Source organism: Saccharothrix obliqua (assembly GCF_019375475.1).
GTDB classification, from domain to species: Bacteria; Actinomycetota; Actinomycetes; order Mycobacteriales; family Pseudonocardiaceae; genus Actinosynnema; species Actinosynnema obliqua.
On record NZ_JAHXGQ010000001.1, the window covers coordinates 1,232,130 to 1,249,271 of the forward strand.

Annotated in this window: 17 protein-coding genes and 1 pseudogene; 11 read left to right on the forward strand and 7 right to left on the reverse strand. The window is 70.1% G+C overall.

Annotated features, from left to right (window positions below):
* Nucleotides 1–65 precede the first annotated feature (65 nt).
* The 3 genes from KZQ38_RS05925 to KZQ38_RS05935 are packed head-to-tail and all read right to left on the reverse strand — an operon-like array spanning nucleotide 66 to nucleotide 1,184.
* The gene (locus KZQ38_RS05925) at nucleotides 66–350 is read right to left on the reverse strand and encodes a hypothetical protein (protein ID WP_219439134.1); all 285 of its coding nucleotides are present in this window, start codon (nucleotides 348–350) and stop codon (nucleotides 66–68) included.
* Entirely contained in the window at nucleotides 347–841 is a 495-nt protein-coding gene (locus KZQ38_RS05930; RefSeq protein WP_219439135.1) for a hypothetical protein, read from the reverse strand. Before KZQ38_RS05930 ends, KZQ38_RS05925 begins: the two co-directional genes overlap by 4 nt.
* A gap of 16 nt (nucleotides 842–857) precedes the next feature.
* On the reverse strand, nucleotides 858–1,184 hold the full coding sequence (locus KZQ38_RS05935) for a PadR family transcriptional regulator (protein WP_257900609.1): 327 nt from the start codon (nucleotides 1,182–1,184) through the stop codon (nucleotides 858–860).
* Nucleotides 1,185–1,359: 175 nt separating this feature from the next.
* Between KZQ38_RS05935 and KZQ38_RS05940 the strand changes: the two genes are divergently transcribed.
* Nucleotides 1,360–2,667, forward strand: a complete 1,308-nt coding sequence (locus tag KZQ38_RS05940; RefSeq protein WP_219439137.1) for an AlbA family DNA-binding domain-containing protein — start codon at nucleotides 1,360–1,362, stop codon at nucleotides 2,665–2,667.
* 32 nt (nucleotides 2,668–2,699) lie between these two features.
* Here KZQ38_RS05940 and KZQ38_RS05945 read toward each other — a convergent pair whose 3' ends face one another.
* From KZQ38_RS05945 to KZQ38_RS05955, 3 genes are read right to left on the reverse strand one after another with little or no spacing between them, the layout of a single operon-like run.
* Entirely contained in the window at nucleotides 2,700–5,228 is a 2,529-nt protein-coding gene (locus tag KZQ38_RS05945) for a site-specific integrase (RefSeq protein ID WP_219439139.1), read from the reverse strand.
* On the reverse strand, nucleotides 5,225–5,563 hold the full coding sequence (locus tag KZQ38_RS05950; RefSeq protein WP_219439141.1) for a helix-turn-helix domain-containing protein: 339 nt from the start codon (nucleotides 5,561–5,563) through the stop codon (nucleotides 5,225–5,227). The genes KZQ38_RS05945 and KZQ38_RS05950 overlap by 4 nt, the downstream gene beginning before the upstream one ends.
* On the reverse strand, nucleotides 5,560–6,684 hold the full coding sequence (locus tag KZQ38_RS05955) for a tyrosine-type recombinase/integrase (protein ID WP_308258255.1): 1,125 nt from the start codon (nucleotides 6,682–6,684) through the stop codon (nucleotides 5,560–5,562). Before KZQ38_RS05955 ends, KZQ38_RS05950 begins: the two co-directional genes overlap by 4 nt.
* Before the next feature lie 163 nt (nucleotides 6,685–6,847).
* On the opposite strand from KZQ38_RS05955, the pseudogene KZQ38_RS05960 reads away from it, so the two are divergent.
* From KZQ38_RS05960 to KZQ38_RS05980, 5 genes and pseudogenes are all read left to right on the forward strand, one after another.
* Nucleotides 6,848–7,729, forward strand: a pseudogene (locus KZQ38_RS05960) (ATP-binding protein); the annotation flags it as partial.
* Between the two features lie 685 nt (nucleotides 7,730–8,414).
* On the forward strand, nucleotides 8,415–8,621 hold the full coding sequence (locus KZQ38_RS05965) for a hypothetical protein (RefSeq protein WP_219439143.1): 207 nt from the start codon (nucleotides 8,415–8,417) through the stop codon (nucleotides 8,619–8,621).
* On the forward strand, nucleotides 8,614–9,759 hold the full coding sequence (gene dprA / locus KZQ38_RS05970) for a DNA-processing protein DprA (RefSeq protein WP_219439146.1): 1,146 nt from the start codon (nucleotides 8,614–8,616) through the stop codon (nucleotides 9,757–9,759). The genes KZQ38_RS05965 and dprA overlap by 8 nt, the downstream gene beginning before the upstream one ends.
* A 33-nt stretch (nucleotides 9,760–9,792) precedes the next feature.
* Nucleotides 9,793–10,767: a tyrosine recombinase XerC gene (locus KZQ38_RS05975; protein ID WP_219439148.1), complete on the forward strand. Its 975-nt coding sequence runs from the start codon at nucleotides 9,793–9,795 to the stop codon at nucleotides 10,765–10,767.
* 181 nt (nucleotides 10,768–10,948) lie between these two features.
* Nucleotides 10,949–11,776, forward strand: coding sequence for a FliA/WhiG family RNA polymerase sigma factor (locus tag KZQ38_RS05980; RefSeq protein WP_219439440.1), 828 nt, complete (start codon nucleotides 10,949–10,951; stop codon nucleotides 11,774–11,776).
* A 276-nt stretch (nucleotides 11,777–12,052) separates the two neighbouring features.
* Here the strand turns inward: KZQ38_RS05980 and KZQ38_RS05985 are convergent, their stop codons facing one another.
* Nucleotides 12,053–12,517: a M23 family metallopeptidase gene (locus KZQ38_RS05985; protein WP_219439150.1), complete on the reverse strand. Its 465-nt coding sequence runs from the start codon at nucleotides 12,515–12,517 to the stop codon at nucleotides 12,053–12,055.
* 359 nt (nucleotides 12,518–12,876) lie between these two features.
* Here KZQ38_RS05985 and rpsB point away from each other — a divergent pair, with 359 nt between their 5' ends.
* The 5 genes from rpsB (at nucleotide 12,877) to KZQ38_RS06010 (ending at nucleotide 17,112) form a co-directional block, all read left to right on the forward strand.
* Nucleotides 12,877–13,740: a 30S ribosomal protein S2 gene (gene rpsB, locus KZQ38_RS05990; protein ID WP_219439152.1), complete on the forward strand. Its 864-nt coding sequence runs from the start codon at nucleotides 12,877–12,879 to the stop codon at nucleotides 13,738–13,740.
* A 90-nt stretch (nucleotides 13,741–13,830) separates the two neighbouring features.
* Nucleotides 13,831–14,646, forward strand: a complete 816-nt coding sequence (tsf, locus tag KZQ38_RS05995; protein WP_219439153.1) for a translation elongation factor Ts — start codon at nucleotides 13,831–13,833, stop codon at nucleotides 14,644–14,646.
* Between the two features lie 150 nt (nucleotides 14,647–14,796).
* Nucleotides 14,797–15,507 carry a UMP kinase gene (pyrH, locus tag KZQ38_RS06000; RefSeq protein WP_219439442.1) on the forward strand — a complete coding sequence of 237 codons (711 nt, stop codon included), beginning with the start codon at nucleotides 14,797–14,799 and terminating at the stop codon, nucleotides 15,505–15,507.
* Between the two features lie 46 nt (nucleotides 15,508–15,553).
* Nucleotides 15,554–16,111, forward strand: coding sequence for a ribosome recycling factor (gene frr, locus KZQ38_RS06005; RefSeq protein WP_219439155.1), 558 nt, complete (start codon nucleotides 15,554–15,556; stop codon nucleotides 16,109–16,111).
* Between the two features lie 152 nt (nucleotides 16,112–16,263).
* Complete coding sequence (locus KZQ38_RS06010) at nucleotides 16,264–17,112, forward strand: phosphatidate cytidylyltransferase (RefSeq protein WP_219439157.1); 849 nt, start codon at nucleotides 16,264–16,266, stop codon at nucleotides 17,110–17,112.
* Nucleotides 17,113–17,142 lie beyond the last annotated feature (30 nt).

Sequence of the window (17,142 nt, forward strand, 5' to 3'; positions counted from 1 at the left end):
TGGTAACCCCGGATATTCGACCTTGCGGAGTTCGGTGCTTTGACGCTCGTTCCAGGTGTCGGGCGTCAGCTCGTGGCAGATGGTTCGTTGTTCGCGTGCCGAGGCTTTGTAGTGGTGGCTCGTCGGGGTGGTGTGGTGGTGCCGTGGCGCCAGGTGGTGACGAGCAGGGCGAGTCGTTGCGGGCGGTCGGGGTCGGCGAGGATCCAGCAGATCGCGATGATCGGCGCGAGGATGGCGATGATCAGCAGGGCGGCGCCGATCCAGCCCGCTGCCAGGGCGGCGGCCACCATTCCACCAGCGCCACCGGTCATGCCGATGGTCTTAACGACCCTGGCCGACGGTCGCCTCATCGGTCCACCACTCGCCGTGCCGCATGCCGGAGGGCGGCGTTCAGGATGGTGAGGAGTTCGATCCATCGTCGGCCGCGGGGTGTGCCGCAGGCCCGCAGGTCGAGCATCCATGCGGTCCACTCTTCGCGGTACTCGTCCCTGACATCTGCAGGAAGTAGTCGGCTGACGACCGCGACAGCGCTGGACTCCGGAGACTGCTCAGTCCTGGAAGATGCAGAACCTATCGCCGTTGATGCCCCGCGGGCTCTCGTTGGGTTGCTGCTGGCCCTTCTCATCCTGCGGGTGACGATGAAGGTGTGGCCACTGGCGATGCTCACGATGATCAGGCCGACGGCCATGACGGTGGGGAACGCAACGTTGCCCGCCCCATCGCCGTCAAAGACGAGCCCGCCATCGAGGATTATGACGGCGAAAAGCCCGCAGCAAACGCTGCTGAGGATGAAGTAGGTCAGGGAGACGATCGCTTGTATGCGCAGCGAGGTGTGCGGCATGGGTCCGTGCCTCTCCTCAGCGTCCGGGCTGGGGACGCAGCGTCAGGACGCTGCTGGCGGTGGCTTCGGCTCGTGCGATGGCCTGGTAGGCCAGGGTGGCTCCCTCGCCGACGAAGCGGTAGTAACGACGTCGCGGGCGGCCCTGGTCTTCGTGGTCGGCGGGGTCTTCCCAGAAGCTCTCGATCAGCCCGGCCTGCTGGAGGCGGTGAAGGATCGGGTGCAGGGTGCCGGTCTTGAGCCCGGCCTGGCGGGCGATGTCGAGCCCGTAGCGCGGTGTTGCCGGGTCCTCCAGCAGCACGTGCAGCACCGCGATCGTCTGCGGTGTCATCCGTGGTCCGATCATGCACTCACTCTACCTAACTAGACTTCAAATCGCTACCTAGCTAGAGAAGGTTCTGGCCAGGGGTTATCGCTCGTGACCCACTCCGCGCCTTGCTTGGGTAACCATCGGAATTCGATCTGCTGCAGTTCGCTCGATGTGGGGCAGGGTCGGAGGCCGGGACAGTTAGCATCGTGTGATGCCGATCATGTGGTCACGGCTCCATGCGGAGTTGGGTCTTTCGCCGACTCCGCTGACGCATGCCATGGTGGTCCAGGCGGTCGAGGCGGGAGTGGCCGAGGCTGACGACCTCGACTGGAAACAGGCGCTGCCTCCCGAGGTCGAGAAGAAGCGCTTGGAGTTCGCCAAGGACGTTGCGGCGATGGCCAACACCCGCGGCGGGCTGATCGTTCATGGGGTTCGTGAGAAGAACGAGCGCGCCGTGGGGCTGACCGGCGTGCCGAATGGCGAGCGGGATCGGCAGGCTCTGAGGTCGTTCGCCAACCGGTATGTGCGGCCGTTGGTCGACGGTCTGCGGATCGAGGCGCTCGACGGCGAAGACGGAGCTCCCGGCCTGATCGTCGTGTTCGTGCCGCCGAGTCCGGACGCGCCCCATGTGATCGGCGAGAAGAACGAGATGGGTGTGCCGTATCGCTATGGGACAGACACGAACTGGATGTCGGAGGGCCAACTTGAGCGTGCCTATCGTGATCGCTTCACCCGGCGGGGCGACGATCGGGCGGCGCTGAGCGCGTTGATCGACGGCTTGCGTCCTGAGATCGACCTGCTGAAGGGGGTCTGGGTTGCGGTGGCGGCTCGGCCCGTCGCGCCATTGGCTTTGCTGAGCGGGCGTCCGGAACGCGAGCAGGTAACCGCGACGGTGGTGAAGGCTGAAGAGCTGGTCAACGAGGTGTTCGGGAAGTCGCAAGGCCGGGTGCCGGTGTTGAACGAACTGCTGCCGAGGGGTGCGATCCTCAACCCGAGGAATGGTCTGCGTCGCTGGGTCATCCGGTCGAATCACTCCTCGGTCGACCCCCGTGAGCTGGTCGATGGAGCCATCGTGGAGTTGCATCACGATGGCTCCGTCGCTGTGGCGATGGGCATGTCAACGTTCCTGCGTGGCCGCGTCTCGGGTGTCGTCGATGCAAGGCCGGTGCCAGTCAGACTCGTCGATGCGGCGATCGCGGAGACGATCGCGTTGGTGTCGACCCATGTCCGCGAGCTCGGTGGGGTCGGGACGATCTTGACCTCTGCGAGTGTGCTGTGGGACTACGGTCCTGTGCAGCCGATCCGCCCTCTGATGGCGATCGACAACCGGATGATCGGAGGGACGCGGGACTCGCGGTATTCCCCTGTTGAAGAGGCGCGTGGGGTCCGGCACCTGTTGGCTGTGGAGGCGTCGTTCTCTGCCGATGACGACGTTGCAGCGCTGCGGGGGGTAGCCCGTCAACTCGCGGATGATCTCAGCCAGCAGTTCGGGATGCGCGGTTCGAGCATTCCCGAATGAGCCTGCCGTCCTGCCGGGCCGCAACACGGTTGTCAGTGGGTGCGGTTCCGGCGGCTGACCTCGGCGGCGTAGGCGGCGTCGCGTGCGCTGGCGTGGTTCGTCCAGTGGACCGCCGTGCTGATGTGGATGCCGAGCAGCTTGCTGAGAACGGCTGCGGGGAGCTGTCCGGCCAGGTCCATGAGGGTGGCGTTGCGCCCGGCGCGTGCCCGGACTCCGATGTGTGCCAGTCGGTCCCGGAGACGGCCGGTGCTGAGCGGGCGGCCTGGGGCGCCCGGGAAGAGCCAGTGGTGGTCCGGGGGGTGCCCGAGGACGTAGCGGCCGTGGTGCCCGCCCGCCAGGCGGAGGGCGAGGTCATCGAGCGGCGAGGGCAGGTCCAGCGGTGACTGGCCCAGCCTGATGCGGGTGGTCCCGGTCCGGTCGGTGGTGATCTGGTCCCGTCGCAGGCGGGCGATCCTGGTCAGGGTCTGGCCGAAGAGCAGGACCATCAAGCCGGCGACGCGGTCTTCGAGCGCGAACGTGTCGTCGTGCAGCAGTTGCCGGACCAGTTCCCATCGGTGGTCGTCGGCGATGCGGTCGCCGATCCGGCCGTCGGGGGAGTGGGCCGGGATCTCGACATCGCCGGCGTGCTTGTGCTGGTGTGCCCAGGTCAGGAAGGCGCGGGCGTGTCGGGTGGTACTGGGTTCGTCTGTGAGCCAGCGGTCGATGTGGTGCTGGGTGCAGTCGGCCAGCGTGCTGTCGTTGGCCCGCAACCAGACGACCAGGGCGACGGCTGCGCGGACCTCGGCTCGGCATTGGTCGACCTGCCCTTGCAGGAGATGACGTGTCTCGGAGCGGGCGCGGAGCCTGCGCAGGACGTGCCAGGTGGCGAAACTGCGGACCACCCGCCGATCGTGAGGGTCCTCGACCCCGGTGACGACGGTCGCGGTCCACTGCTCGAACCGGACGACGTATTCGTCCCGACCGGGCAGGACTTTGCCCGCAACCATGATCTTGCGCAGGTGGTCGACGGCCTTGCTGGGCAGGTGCCGGTCCAGGTCGTCGTGGGTCAGTGGCCTGTCTGAGCTTGCTGCCGCGGCCAGGACAGCGCGGGCGGCCGACTTCCCGAGCCAGGGCAGCAGCGCTGTCGGATCGCTTGCGGCGAGGAGGTGGAAGACCGGTTCGAGGTGGCCGGGCAGGGTGGCCTCGGGTCCGGTGAGCAGTGCCAACAGCTGCTGGCGGGCCGCGCAGCCAGGGCAGAGGCCGTGGTGGTGCAGGCGTTCGGTCGACCCGCAGTCGACACAGGGCCGGAAGGACACCGGGTGCCGTCGGTAGCAGGTCGCGCAAAGCGGCCCTTGGGCTGACCGGCCTTTGACCGTCATGGTGCGGCCGCAGTCGTGGCAGGGCGCGCGGACGGTGCTGCAGGAGTTGCAGAGGGGTTTCCCGTCCTCGGTCCTGGCCCAGATGGGCAGCGTGCGAGCGCAGCGGCCACAGGGGAGTCGGTGTGCCATGCGCGTGCAGTGTTCGCAGCGGGGGTGGTCGGTGTCGGCGAAGTGGCAGGGCTTGTCCCGCCGGCAGATCGAGCAGGTCGCCGTTGGTGCCCGGAAGCAGGCGCGGCAGAACGGTGGCCCGCCGTCGTGCCGGTGGACCAGGGCGACCCGCCCGCAGCCTGCGCAGGGTTCGTGGTTGGCGGGGTCGCTGCGATAGCAGGGCCCGCAGACGGGCTCCCCGCTCGCAGTGCGGGAGGCGACCGCTCGGAGTTGGCCGCAGCGGACGCAGGCCGTGCAGGTATTGCGGTCGTCGTAGCAGCGTCGACAGCAGCGCAGGCCGTCCAGTCGGTGGGTCAACGCGGTCCTGCGGGCGCAGCCGGGGCAGCGCGGCGGCAGGACGCCGTCGACGCCTCCGTCGACCAGCGCGCGGATCAGCGCGTTGACCCGGGGCGAGCCGTGCGCGCCTTCGCCGGTGAGCAGAGCAGGACGTTCCCGCAGTTCGGCGAGAACCCGGTGGAGCTGGAACCGCTGCGGGACCGCAGCGCGGACGAGGTCCTCCAAACCCTGCGGGTCGTGGACGGGGCTTAGCCGGAGGATCACCGAGGTGATCCCCGCGACCGGGTCCTCGTCCGGACGGGACAGGCAGTTCCGGCAGCGCGCCAGGCCGTCCCGGTCCCGGCCCGCGACCTGGGCCGTGGACCCGCAACAGGTGCAGGGCTCCGCCCTGCCTCGCCGCCGCCGGTCGCAGGTGCCGCAGATCCTCAACGCCCCGTCGCGCTGGGACAGCTTCTGCGTCCGCCCGCAGTGCCCGCAACGCGGCAGCGCCAAAGCCCGGCCGCCCAGCGGCAGCAGCGCGCGGATCAACCGCTCGATCTGCGGCGGCCCGTGAGGGCGGCCCGAGACGAGCAGGTCGGGATCTTCGAGCAGCGCGGCGGCCAGTCGGCGCCGCTGCGCCCTGGTCGGCGCGGCCAGGACGAGCGCCTCCGCGACCGCGGCCTGGTCGAGCGCGGGCTCGACCTCGGCAACCAGGGCCAGGACCACCGCATCGGGGTCGTCGAGGAAACCCGGACCGGAGCCCGGGATGCGAGCCGTCATTCCGGGACGATCCGTGCCCGCTTCGGCCGCAACGTGCCCAGACCGCCGGCGACCGTGTCGCCGCCCGACCCCGAGGCGGCCTTACGGGGCTTGGCGGCGCGGGCGGCGATTGGCTCGACCAGGTCGGTCATCTGGCAGTCCAGGATGTCCATCAACGCGACCAGGACCTTGAGGTTGAGCCGCTCGGGCTTGTCGACCACCAGCCGATAGACCTGGCTCGCCGACAGCACGATCCCCCGCTCGACCAGCAGGGGCCGCAGGTCGGTGGTCGAGAACATGCCGCGATCGGCCATGACCTTGCGCAGGTTCCAGGAGTAGTCGAGCTTGGCCGTCATCGCGTCCGCTCCTCGTCTGTGGCCAACGCCTTGTCCAGCGTCCGCCGCATCATCGTGTTCATCCAGTCGTCGCTGACACCGGTGTAGATCGCCGTCGTCGACTGGTAGGCGTGCCCGACCTGCCGCTGGACGAAGCCCGGGTCGGCCTCGTCCTCGATCTGGTGCGTGACGTGAGAGTGCCGCAGGCAGTGCGGGACCAGTTCCTTCGGCATCTTGAGCGCGTCACGGTATTCCGCGAACCGCTGCTCGATCCCGTCAGGCCGGACCCGCCCGCCCCGCTCGGTCACCCAGAGCGCGGACTGGTCGGGGAACCCGAACCGCGGCCGGACGTTGAGCACGTAGTCCTCGACCGCCTCCACCGCCCAGGGCATGACACTGTGGACGGTGCGCCGCTTCGGCGGCGAACCCCGCGTCGCCTTGCCGTAGCGGACCTCCAATACGCCGAACTTGCCCAACTCCGGTGCCTTGGGGTTGCGATGCCAGTCGGTGACGTCCAGCTTGCTGGTCTCGGTGCAGCGCAGCCCCCAGCCGTAGGCGACCTTGAACAGGGTGGCGTCCCGGTAGGCGGTCAACGCGCCCTTGCGGCCGGACCTGAGAGCACGGTCCACTCGGTCGTCGGCGTAGTCGAAGAACCGCTGCAACTCCTCCCGCGTCATCGGTCGCCGCTCGGGCCGGCCCTCGTAGTCCACGAGGTGGGCCCTCGTGTTCGACTCGAAGCAGATCCGGGCGGGGTGCGTCCCGAACCGCGCCTCGCACTCCTGCATCCACCGATACTGCGGCGCGATCAGGTAGCCCTCGAACGACCGCAGCGCGTCGTGGTAGTTGCGGATCGTCGACTTCGACCGGCGCAACACTCCCACCAGGTCTGCCGACCACTCGTCCACATGAGCCGCGGTCCAGTTCCACGGGTACTCGTTGGTGAACTCCATGAACCGGCGGACCACCCCCGCCCGCCTCTTGACGGTCTTGTCCGCCAGCCCGCGCCCGCCCACCTGCTGCCTGGCCCACCCGGTCAGCATCGCCTCGACGACTGCATCCTCCTCGTGCAGCAGCGACACGCCGCTGACCAGCACCAACCGTGCCGACCCCTCTGGCTCGTACGTCTCTGTCGCCACGCCCACCCGCCTCGTCGTAGAGCGACCGAATCATGCATCTGATGACTGATGCAGTGCAAACTTGCTGTTCAGGACCTTGCATCGTGCGTGATACGGACTGCTAATGTCCGTCCAGTTCATCGAGTTGCGGCCAGTTGGCTCGCGCATCTGATGCAACTTCTCCGGGTTCGGGCACCACATCCTGCTCAGCGGGCCGCCGGGCACGGGCAAGACGATGTTGGCCGAGCGCCTGGTGGGCCTCCTGCCGCCGTTGTCGGGCGAGGACGCGATCGCGGTGACGGCGATCCACTCGGTGGCCGGTCTGCTCACGCCGGAGACACCGCTGGTGGCGGCGCCGCCGTTCGTGTCGCTGCACTCCTCGACGTCCGCGGAGGCCCTGGTGGGTGGCGGCGGTGGTCTGGCGAAACCGGGTGCGGTGAGCCGTGCGCACCGGGGTGTGTTGTTCATCGACGAGGCGTCGGAGTTCGGGACGCGTTGCCTGGACGCGTTGCGCACGTGCTTGGAGGACGGCGAGGTCCGCATCGCCCGGCGTGACGGCATAGCCCGCTACCCGGCGCGGTTCCAGCTCGTGCTGGCGACCAACTCGTGCCCGTGCGCGCCGCCGAAGGACGTCGACTGCGTCTGCCTGCCCGCTGCGAAACGCCGTTACCAGAGCAGGCTCTCCGGTCCGCTGCTGGACCGCGTCGACCTGCGGGTCACCATGCGCCCGCTGACCGTGATGCTCGGCCCGGAGCTGTCGCCGCCCGAGACGACGGCCGTGGTGCGGGAACGCGTGCGCCGCGCGCGGGACCGCGCGTCGAGCCGTTGGGCGGCACACGGCTGGCGCACCAACGCGGAGGTGCCGGGTCCCGCGCTGCGCCGGGAGTTCGGCCTGCCCAGGTCCACCACCCGCGCCGTGGACCGGGCGCTGGCGACGGGCGCCATGACCGGTCGCGGCGCCGACCGGTGCCTGCGGGTCGCCTGGACCCTGGCCGACCTGGCGGAAACCGACGAGCCCACCCCGGACCACGTGACAGCCGCCCTGGAGTTCCGCGAGAGGAGAACGGCGTGACCCCACCCCGCCCGTTCCCGAAGATCACCCGCCTCCCACCCCCACCCCGCTTCACCCCACCCGAACCCCGCCGCGAGAAGCGCAAACCCAGCCTCCGCCCCCTGGCCACGCCCCAAGACCTGAACCGCTGGGTCCTCGGCTGGCAGGGCGAACGCCTGCGCGTAGGAGCCCACCGCGCCCCTGCCGATGAACCCCCGACCACCGAACCCCCGACCACCGACCCACTCACCACTGGAGCGACCCCGTGACCACCCCCACCCCGATCAACCCCCGCCCGGCAACCCACCCGTTCGACTGGCACATCCCCGAACAGCCCTTCACCGCGCCCGCCGAAACCGGAGCTGCCGAAGCCACCCCCGACCACGCGCCACTCCGGAAGCCCCCGCCCGACCAGGACCCGCCCGGCGAAGACCCACCGGCCGAGCGCCGTCGGCCCACCCCGCCCGCCGACCACCCGTCCGACCGCACCGCTCCCCTCCACTGCCGGCAGCGCAGGACCTGCGGTTCCGCGGCCGACAGCCACCATCACCACGGCTCGGCGTCCAACCGGCGGACCAGGAGTGCCGGTGAACCGGTCCGCGGGTGCGCGCGGTCGGCCGCCCGGCGTGCTGCCGACAGGTGCTGCTCCGAGCCGGAGAGCGCGTTGTCCTGCGGGTGCGTGGCTCGGCCGGTCGAGTGCGGGCCGGTGCGCGGTACCCGTGCGTGCGTCGACCTCGACGTCCACCGCACCCGCCGCAAGGGCTGGCTGTGCGGTGTGGTCGTGGGGGAGTGGCTGGCCGTTCTCCGGATGATGCGCCGCCCCGCGCCACACCGCTGCCGGTGGTGCGTGCCACGCGACCGGACGCGGTGGCCGGTGTGCGGCCCGGTGCCCTCGGGGGTGTGGGGTGACTGACGCGCTGCGACTGGCCCGCGCCTACCTGTCGCGCGTGGCCGAACCCCCGGCCGGGGCGTTGGCCTCCTTCATCGCCGAGGTCGGTCCGGTGCGTGCGGCCGACCGCGTCCGGCGTGGTCAGGTGCCCTCCGCGGTGACCAGCCAGATCGCCGCGCGGCGTGCCGAGGACCGGGCCGAAGCCGACCTCGCCGCCGTGGCCGCGGTCGGCGGGCGGCTCGTGGTCCCCGAGGACGACGAGTGGCCCCGGTGGTCGCTGAACGCCCTGGAGATCGCCGCCGCGCACGGCCTCCGCTGCGGTCACGTGCCGCTGGCCCTGTGGGTGCGCGGGAAGGCCGAGCTGGCGGTGCTGGCCGAGCGCGCGGTCGCGGTGGTGGGCAGTCGGGCGGCCTCCGGGTACGGGCAGCACGTCGCGGCCGAGTTCGGGCACGGCCTGGCCGACGCGGGTGTCACGGTGGTGTCCGGCGCGGCGTACGGCATCGACGGCGCCGCGCACCGCGGCGCGATGGCGGCGGGCGGGCCGACCATCGCGGTGCTGGCGTGCGGGGTGGACGTCGCCTACCCGCGTGGCCACAAGGGGCTGCTCGACCGCATCGCCGAGCAGGGGCTGGTGGTGAGCGAGTACCCACCCGGCCTGCAACCGGCCCGCCACCGCTTCCTGACCAGGAACCGCCTCATCGCGGCCCTCGGGGAGGGGACCGTCGTGGTCGAGGCCGGGCGGCGCAGCGGTGCGAAGAACACCGCCGCGTCGACGTCCGCGCTCGGCCGCGTCCTGATGGCGGTGCCGGGGCCGGTCACGTCCGCGACCTCGTCCGGGTGCCACGAACTCCTGCGGTCCGGGGAGGCGCTGGCGGTGAGCAGCGTCGCCGAGGTCATCGAGTCCACCGGGCGGCTCGGGGTGGACCTGGTCGAGGCGCGGCGCAACACCGAGGTCGGGCTGCCGCAGGGCGAGGCGCTGCGGGTGTTCGAGGCCCTGCCCCTCGACCGGGGAGCGGCCCCGGAGGCGATCGCGGTGGAGTCCGGGGTCGACCCGGCACGCGTGCGGAGCCTGCTCCCGCAGCTCGTGCAGGTCGACCTGGCGGAAGAGGACGGCGCCGGGTGGAAGCGCTCTCACGAAGGGACTTGGCGTGGCGCTACTTGACCAAGAGCGCCCGGAGGCGCAGCGTCAGGGGCTATGCCTCCGCCGCACAGCCGTGGTCGTCGTGTCGACTTGGTCGGGCTGCGCCGTGAGCTGCCCGGCGACGTGGAATCGGTCCTGGCCGATTACGAACGCCACCTGGCGATGGAACGGGCGCTCTCCCCGCACACCGTCCGCGCGTACCTCTCCGACGTGGTGTCGTTGCTGGTCCACCTGGCCGGCGGCACCCCGGCCGACGTCGCCGTGGAGTCCATCGACCTCGCCGGCCTGCGCTCGTGGCTGGCCGCTCAGCGCGGTGCGGGCGCGAGCCGGACCACGCTGGCGCGGCGCGCGGCCGCCGCCCGCACCTTCACCGCGTGGGCGGCCCGGACCGGTCGGCTCGCGGACGACCCGGCCCCGCGGCTGGTCGCTCCGCGGCCCCACCGGACCCTGCCCGCAGTGCTGCGGCCGGACCAGGCGGAGGCCGCGATGACGATCGCGGAAGTATCTGCGGAACAGGGCGATCCGGTTGCGCTGCGTGACCGAGCCGTGGTGGAGTTGCTGTACGCGACGGGTGTCCGAGTCGCCGAGTTGTGCGGTCTCGACCTCGACGACATCGACTACTCCCAAAGGGTGATACGGGTTCTGGGCAAGGGCAAGCGCGAACGCACTGTGCCGTTCGGCGTACCGGCCGAACGGGCAGTACGGCGCTGGGTGGAACACGGCAGGTCGGCGCTGGTCAACGAGCGTTCGCAGCGAGCACTCCTGCTCGGCGCGCGTGGCGGGAGGCTGGACACGCGTACCGCCAGAAGAGTTGTTCACGATGTAGTGGGTGCGGTACCCGAGTCGGTCGACATCGGGCCGCACGGCCTACGGCACTCCGCGGCTACGCACCTGTTGGAAGGGGGAGCGGACCTGCGCACCGTCCAAGAGCTTCTTGGTCACGCTACGCTCGCAACGACTCAGCTCTACACACACGTCACTGTCGAACGGCTGAAGGCGATCCATGACCGAACCCACCCCCGCTCCTGATGTCGCAGGGGGAGGTTCGCGGACCGCAACCGTGACCTCTCCACCCGCCGCGCACGTCGGGACGCCGTCGGCGGCGCACTGCTCGGTCACGCACGCCCCGACCCGGACGAACGGTCACCACACCGACGACGACCCGACCACCGGACCCGGCGACGACGAGCCCCCGGGCAACCGGCACACCATGACCTCGACCGCCCGCCCCGCACACCCGGCGTCCGAGTCGCGCACCGCGGACGACGTCGAGGCCGGGATCATCGCGCTCTGGCACACCTATGGCGATTCCCGCGAACAAGCCCTGCGGGACCGGTTGGTCCTGCACTACGCGCCGCTGGTCAAGTACGTGGCGGGCCGGGTCGGGACCGGGCTGCCCGCGCACGTCGACGTGGCGGACCTGATCCAGTCGGGCATCTTCGGGCTGGTCGACGCGATCGAGAAGTTCGAACCCGAACGAGGGCTCAAGTTCGAGACGTACGCGATGCAACGCATCCGGGGCGCGATCCTCGACGACCTGCGGTCGCAGGACTGGGTGCCCAGGTCCGTCCGCAGCCGGGCGCGGGACGTGGAGCGGGCGTTGGAACGCCTCGGCGCGCGGTTGCAGCGGACGCCGACCGACCGCGAGCTGGCCGCCGAGCTGAAGATCGGGCTCGGTGAGCTGCGTGAGCTGTACGCGCAGCTCCAGCTGACCAGCGTGGTCGCGCTGGACGAGCTGATCGCCGCCGGGCGCGCGGCGGGTGGCGCGGGGGCGTCACTGGCCGAGTCCCTGCCGGACGAGGGTGCGGAGGACCCGATCGCGACGCTGGTCGACCAGGACAGCCGGCGGCAGCTCGCCGACGCCATCGCGCAACTCGCCGAGCGGGACCGGGTGGTGGTCACGCTGTACTACTTCGAGAACCTGACGTTGGCCGAGATAGGCAAGGTCCTGGGCGTCACCGAGTCCCGCGTCTGCCAGCTCCACACGAGGGCGGTGCTCCGGTTGCGGACGAAGTTGAACGAGCAGTTAGAGGGTTGACTGATCGCATTGGGTGGGAAGAGGTCGGCTGAGTCGAGGTGACTCGGTCGGGCTTGGCTGGACCGGGTGGGGCGGGCCGAGTGGGCCGGGCCGCGCCGGGTCGCACTGGAAGCAAGCCGCACTGGAATCAAACCGCGTTGGGCGGGGCGCACTGGAATCGAACCGCGGTGGGGCGGGCCGATCATGCCAAGTCAGGGCGACTCGGCCGGTCCGACTCGGCTCGATGTGCCTTGCATTGCGTCGGCTCTCCCTGCCCGATCCGGCTCGGCACACTTTTCAGGAGGCGGGCAGCAGCCGGACCCGGGCCAGGAGGTTCAAGGGGTTCAGGTATTCGCGGTGCGGTGGCTTGGGTTTGTGCGCACCCCAGTGGAGGCACGGTGTTCGGCAGCCCCGGTGGCCCGGGGTGAGGGTGCCTATTCGGGTGCCCCTGGTCACCGGCTGCCCGGCCTTGACCAGCGGGACCACTGGTTCGTAGGTGGTGCGCAGGCCGTTCGGGTGGGACAGGGAGATGAGTTGGCGCGTGCCCACGCGCCCGGCGAACGCCACCACCGCGTCGGCGGACGCCAGGACCTCGGTGTTCTCCGGGGCCGCCAGGTCCACGCCCCGGTGGCCGCGGCCGTACGGGGTCGGGGGTGGCTCGAACGCCCTCACCACCGGGTGAGGCGGCGGCAGGGGCCAGGTGTGCACGACCCGCGCGGGCGCGGGGAGGGTGGTCAGGAGCAGGGCCAGCAGCAGGGACATGGGTACGACCCTGCCCCGGGCCGGCCACCGGCGGGGAAGAATTTGTCGGCCTGTGGATGGCCGTGACTCGGGCTGTGGACAACTCGACGGGTGAACAGCGCCAGGCCGGTTCGTGTGCGGGCTGAGGGTCGGCGTACACTCGGTCCGCGGCCCGTCTGAGTGCGGGGCGACTTCGCGTGCCAATGCAGACTTTGATCACTTCCGTGGTCGGGTCACGGCGTCCGGCGGTCCTGAGGTCAACTCCGGTTCGGACGGCGGCAGGGGCACCAGGGCGGCGGCCCGACCCGGTCCGCCGCGACGAACCGGAACGCGTGCCGGCGAGAGCCGACACGCCTGATCGAAGAGGTGCGAACCCGGCCATGGCCGTCGTCACCATGAAGCAGCTGCTCGACAGCGGCGTGCACTTCGGGCACCAGACCCGCCGCTGGAACCCGAAGATGAAGCGCTACATCTTCACCGAGCGCAACGGCATCTACATCATCGACCTCCAGCAGACGCTGACCTACATCGACCGGGCTTACGAGTTCGTCAAGGAAACGGTCGCGCACGGCGGGTCGATCCTGTTCATCGGCACGAAGAAGCAGGCGCAGGAGGCCATCGCCAACGAGGCCCTGCGCGTCGGCATGCCCTTCGTGAACCAGCGTTGGCTGGGCGGGATGCTCACGAACTTCTCCACGGTGCACAAGCGCCTCCAGCGGCTCAAGGAGCTGGAGTCGATGGAGCAGACCGGCGGTTTCCAGGGTTTCACCAAGAAGGAAATCCTGATGATGAACCGCGAGAAGGACAAGCTGGAGCGCACGCTCGGCGGTATCCGCGACATGTCCAAGGTGCCCAGCGCGGTGTGGATCGTCGACACCAAGAAGGAGCACATCGCGGTCGGTGAGGCGCGCAAGCTCAACATTCCGATCGTCGCGATCCTCGACACCAACTGCGACCCGGACGAGGTCGACTACCCGATCCCGGGCAACGACGACGCCATCCGGTCGGCCGCCCTGCTGACCAAGGTCGTGGCCGAGGCCGCCGCCGCCGGCCTCATGGCCCGCTCCGGCGCGCGGACCAACGTCGCGGACGGCGCCGACAAGCCCGAGCCGGGTGTCGGCACCGACGAGCCGCTGGCCGAGTGGGAGCAGGAGCTGCTGGTCGGCGCCGACGCGGAGAAGGCGCCCGCCGCCGCCGCGCCTGCCGCCGCGCCCGCCGAGGGCACCGAGAGCGCCCAGTCCTGACCCGCGGCGTGCCGCGCCCCCGCTCCGGGGGCGCGGCAACCGCATCCACCCCCCCGCGCGTATCCCGCAGAAGGAACGGACAACCGCACGATGGCGAACTACACCGCCGCTGACGTGAAGCGCCTGCGCGAGCTGACCGCCGCAGGCATGATGGACTGCAAGAAGGCGCTCGAAGAGGCAGACGGCGACTTCGACAAGGCGGTCGAGATCCTGCGCATCAAGGGTGCGAAGGACGTCGACAAGCGCGCCGCGCGCACCACCTCGAACGGCCTCGTGGCCGCCGAGAACGGTGTGATGATCGAGCTGCGCTGCGAGACCGACTTCGTCGCCAAGAACGCCGACTTCCAGGAGCTGGCCTCCAAGATCATCGCGGTCGCCCAGGCCGCCCGCCCGGCCGACGTCGAGGTCCTCAAGGCCACCGACCTCGACGGCAAGAGCGTCGACGCCGTGGTCCAGGAGTTCTCCGCCAAGATCGGCGAGAAGCTGGAGCTGGCCAAGGTCGCGGTCTTCGACGGCACCGTCACCGTCTACCTGCACCGCCGTGCCGCGGACCTGCCGCCCGCCGTCGGCGTCGTGGTCGAGTACACCGGTGACAACGAGGAAGCCGCGCGTGGCGCCGCGATGCAGATCGCCGCGATGCGCCCCCGCTACCTGACCCGCGACGAGGTCCCGGCCGACGTGGTCGCCAACGAGCGCCGCATCGCCGAGGAGACCTCCCGCGAGGAGGGCAAGCCGGAGGCCGCGCTGCCGAAGATCGTCGAGGGCCGCGTGAACGGCTTCTTCAAGGACGTCGTGCTGCTGGAGCAGCCGTCCGTGACCGAGACGAAGAAGACGGTCAAGGCGGTGCTGGACGAGGCCGGTGTCACCGTGACCCGCTTCGCCCGGTTCGAGGTCGGCGAGGTCTGATCCGCGTGAGGGCGGGGTTGCGCGAGGATGCAACCCCGCCCTTGCCGTGTCCGGGGCCGTGTGCGGAGGCCGGGTTGAGGGGCCGTGTCCAAAGGAGGACCTGTGAGCGCAGAGGTTGACGAGGAGCCAGGCCACGGCTACCGCCGGGTCATGCTCAAACTCGGTGGCGAGATGTTCGGCGGAGGCGGTGTCGGCGTCGATCCCGACGTCGTCCAGACCGTGTCACGCCAGATCGCCGCGGTCGTCCGAACAGGGGTCCAGGTCGCCGTCGTCATCGGTGGCGGCAACTTCTTCCGGGGCGCCGAACTCCAGCAGCGCGGCATGGACCGCAGCCGGGCCGACTACATGGGAATGCTCGGCACGGTCATGAACTGCCTCGCGTTGCAGGACTTCCTGGAACGCGAGCACGGCATCGAGACCCGCGTGCAGACCGCCATCACGATGGGCCAGGTCGCCGAGTCCTACATCCCCCGCCGCGCCATGCGCCACCTGGAGAAGGGGCGCGTCGTCATCTTCGGCGGCGGAGCGGGTATGCCGTACTTCTCCACCGACACCACCGCCGCCCAGCGCGCGCTGGAGATCGGCTGCGAGGTCGTCCTGATGGCGAAGGCCGTCGACGGCATCTACACCGCCGACCCCAGGACGGACCCGGACGCGCTGATGTTCGACCACATCACCCACCGCGAAGTCCTCGAACGGGGGCTGAACGTCGCGGACGCCACCGCGTTCAGCCTGTGCATGGACAACAACATGCCGATCATGGTGTTCAACCTGCTGACCGAGGGGAACATCGCGCGCGCCGTGCGTGGTGAGAAGATCGGCACGCTGGTGAGCACCCCCGGTGGTCGCCCGTCCTTCTAGACCTGCTGGGATTCGAGCAGAACTTCGCACACCAAGGGAGTCAGCCGTGATCGACGAGACCCTCCTCGACGCCGAGGAGAAAATGGAAAAAGCGGTGTCCGTGGCGAAGGAAGACCTGGCGTCGGTGCGCACCGGCCGCGCTACACCCGCCATGTTCTCCCGCATCGTCGTCGAGTATTACGGTTCGCCGACCCCGTTGAACCAGCTGGCCAGCGTCGCCATCCCGGAGGCGCGGATGGCGGTGATCAAGCCGTACGACACCAGCCAGCTCAACTCGGTCGAGAAGGCCATCCGGGACTCCGACCTGGGCGTCAACCCCAGCAACGACGGCGTGGTCATCCGCGTGGTCATCCCGGCGCTGTCCGAGGAGCGCCGCCGCGAGATGGTCAAGGTCGCCAAGGGCAAGGGCGAGGACGCCAAGGTCTCCATCCGCAACATCCGGCGGAAGGCCAAGGAGGAACTCGACCGCCTCGTCAAGGACGGCGAGGTCGGCGAGGACGACGGCGTCCGCGCGGAGAAGGAGCTGGAGAACGTGACGCACCGGTACGTCGGCCAGGTCGACGAGCTGGTGAAGCACAAGGAAGCCGAGCTGCTGGAAGTCTGACGGTGCGGTGCGGTGCGGCTGGGCGCTCGGGTGCTGCTTGGGCGTTCGGCTGTTCCCGGGTGTTCGGCTGTTCCCGGGTGTTCGGGTAGGAGCGGTCGGTCCGGAGGGCCGTCGCGTGGTTTCCTCGGCCGGCGGCCGTGATAGGAGCACAGGTGTCAGGCGGTGGCGAGCAGGGCGCGGCCGGCAAGAGCGCTTCACGCGCGGGTCGGGACTTGCGCTCGGCCATCGCCGTGGGCGTCGGTCTGGGCGCGGTCATCCTGTTCGCGTTGTTCACGGTGCGGCAGTTGTTCGTCGGCATCGTCGCGGTCGCCGTGGCGGTGTCGATGTACGAGTTGACCGGGGCGTTGAAGCGCGGCGCGGACATCCGGGTCGCGCTGGTGCCCGTCCTCCTCGGCGGCCAGGCGGTGGTGTGGCTCGCCTGGCCGTTCGGTCGGGACGGTGTGCTGGCCGCGTTCGTGGTGACCGTCATCGTGTGCCTGATCTGGCGGTTGAAGGACGGCGCGGACGGTTATCTGCGGGACGTCACCGCGTCGATCTTCACCGTCGTGTACGTCGCGGTGTTCGCGTCGTTCGCGGTGATGCTCGTGGTCGCCGACGACGGCGTGGCGCGGGTGTTGTGCTTCCTCATCGGAGTGGTGCTCTCGGACACCGGCGGGTACGCCGCGGGCGTGTTCTTCGGCAAGCACCCGATGGCGCCGTCGATCAGCCCCAAGAAGTCCTGGGAGGGCTTCGCCGGCTCCATGGTGGCCGGGATGGTGGGTGGCGGGCTCTCGGTCGGCCTGCTGTTGGACGGCGTGTGGTGGCACGGGGCGTTGTTCGGGGCCGCGCTCGTGGTCACCGCGACGACCGGGGATCTCGTGGAATCCCTCATCAAGAGGGATCTCGGGTTGAAGGACATGGGGACGCTGTTGCCCGGCCACGGTGGGTTGATGGATCGGATGGACTCGTTGCTGCCGTCCGCTGTGGTGTCGTGGTTGTTGTTGCACGCCTTTGTGCCGTGAGGTGCGGGGTTTAAGAGCGGACGCTCGCCG

Excerpts from the sequence above, each read along its gene's own strand:
- KZQ38_RS05925 (WP_219439134.1), bottom strand. The coding sequence starts at position 350 with ATGAGGCGACCGTCGGCCAGGGTCGTTAAGACCATCGGCATGACCGGT.
- KZQ38_RS05930 (WP_219439135.1), bottom strand. The coding sequence starts at position 841 with ATGCCGCACACCTCGCTGCGCATACAAGCGATCGTCTCCCTGACCTAC.
- KZQ38_RS05935 (WP_257900609.1), bottom strand. The coding sequence starts at position 1,184 with ATGATCGGACCACGGATGACACCGCAGACGATCGCGGTGCTGCACGTG.
- KZQ38_RS05940 (WP_219439137.1), top strand. The coding sequence starts at position 1,360 with ATGCCGATCATGTGGTCACGGCTCCATGCGGAGTTGGGTCTTTCGCCG.
- KZQ38_RS05945 (WP_219439139.1), bottom strand. The coding sequence starts at position 5,228 with ATGACGGCTCGCATCCCGGGCTCCGGTCCGGGTTTCCTCGACGACCCC.
- KZQ38_RS05950 (WP_219439141.1), bottom strand. The coding sequence starts at position 5,563 with ATGACGGCCAAGCTCGACTACTCCTGGAACCTGCGCAAGGTCATGGCC.
- KZQ38_RS05975 (WP_219439148.1), top strand. The coding sequence starts at position 9,793 with ATGCCTCCGCCGCACAGCCGTGGTCGTCGTGTCGACTTGGTCGGGCTG.
- KZQ38_RS05980 (WP_219439440.1), top strand. The coding sequence starts at position 10,949 with ATGACCTCGACCGCCCGCCCCGCACACCCGGCGTCCGAGTCGCGCACC.
- KZQ38_RS05985 (WP_219439150.1), bottom strand. The coding sequence starts at position 12,517 with ATGTCCCTGCTGCTGGCCCTGCTCCTGACCACCCTCCCCGCGCCCGCG.
- rpsB (WP_219439152.1), top strand. The coding sequence starts at position 12,877 with ATGGCCGTCGTCACCATGAAGCAGCTGCTCGACAGCGGCGTGCACTTC.
- tsf (WP_219439153.1), top strand. The coding sequence starts at position 13,831 with ATGGCGAACTACACCGCCGCTGACGTGAAGCGCCTGCGCGAGCTGACC.
- pyrH (WP_219439442.1), top strand. The coding sequence starts at position 14,797 with ATGCTCAAACTCGGTGGCGAGATGTTCGGCGGAGGCGGTGTCGGCGTC.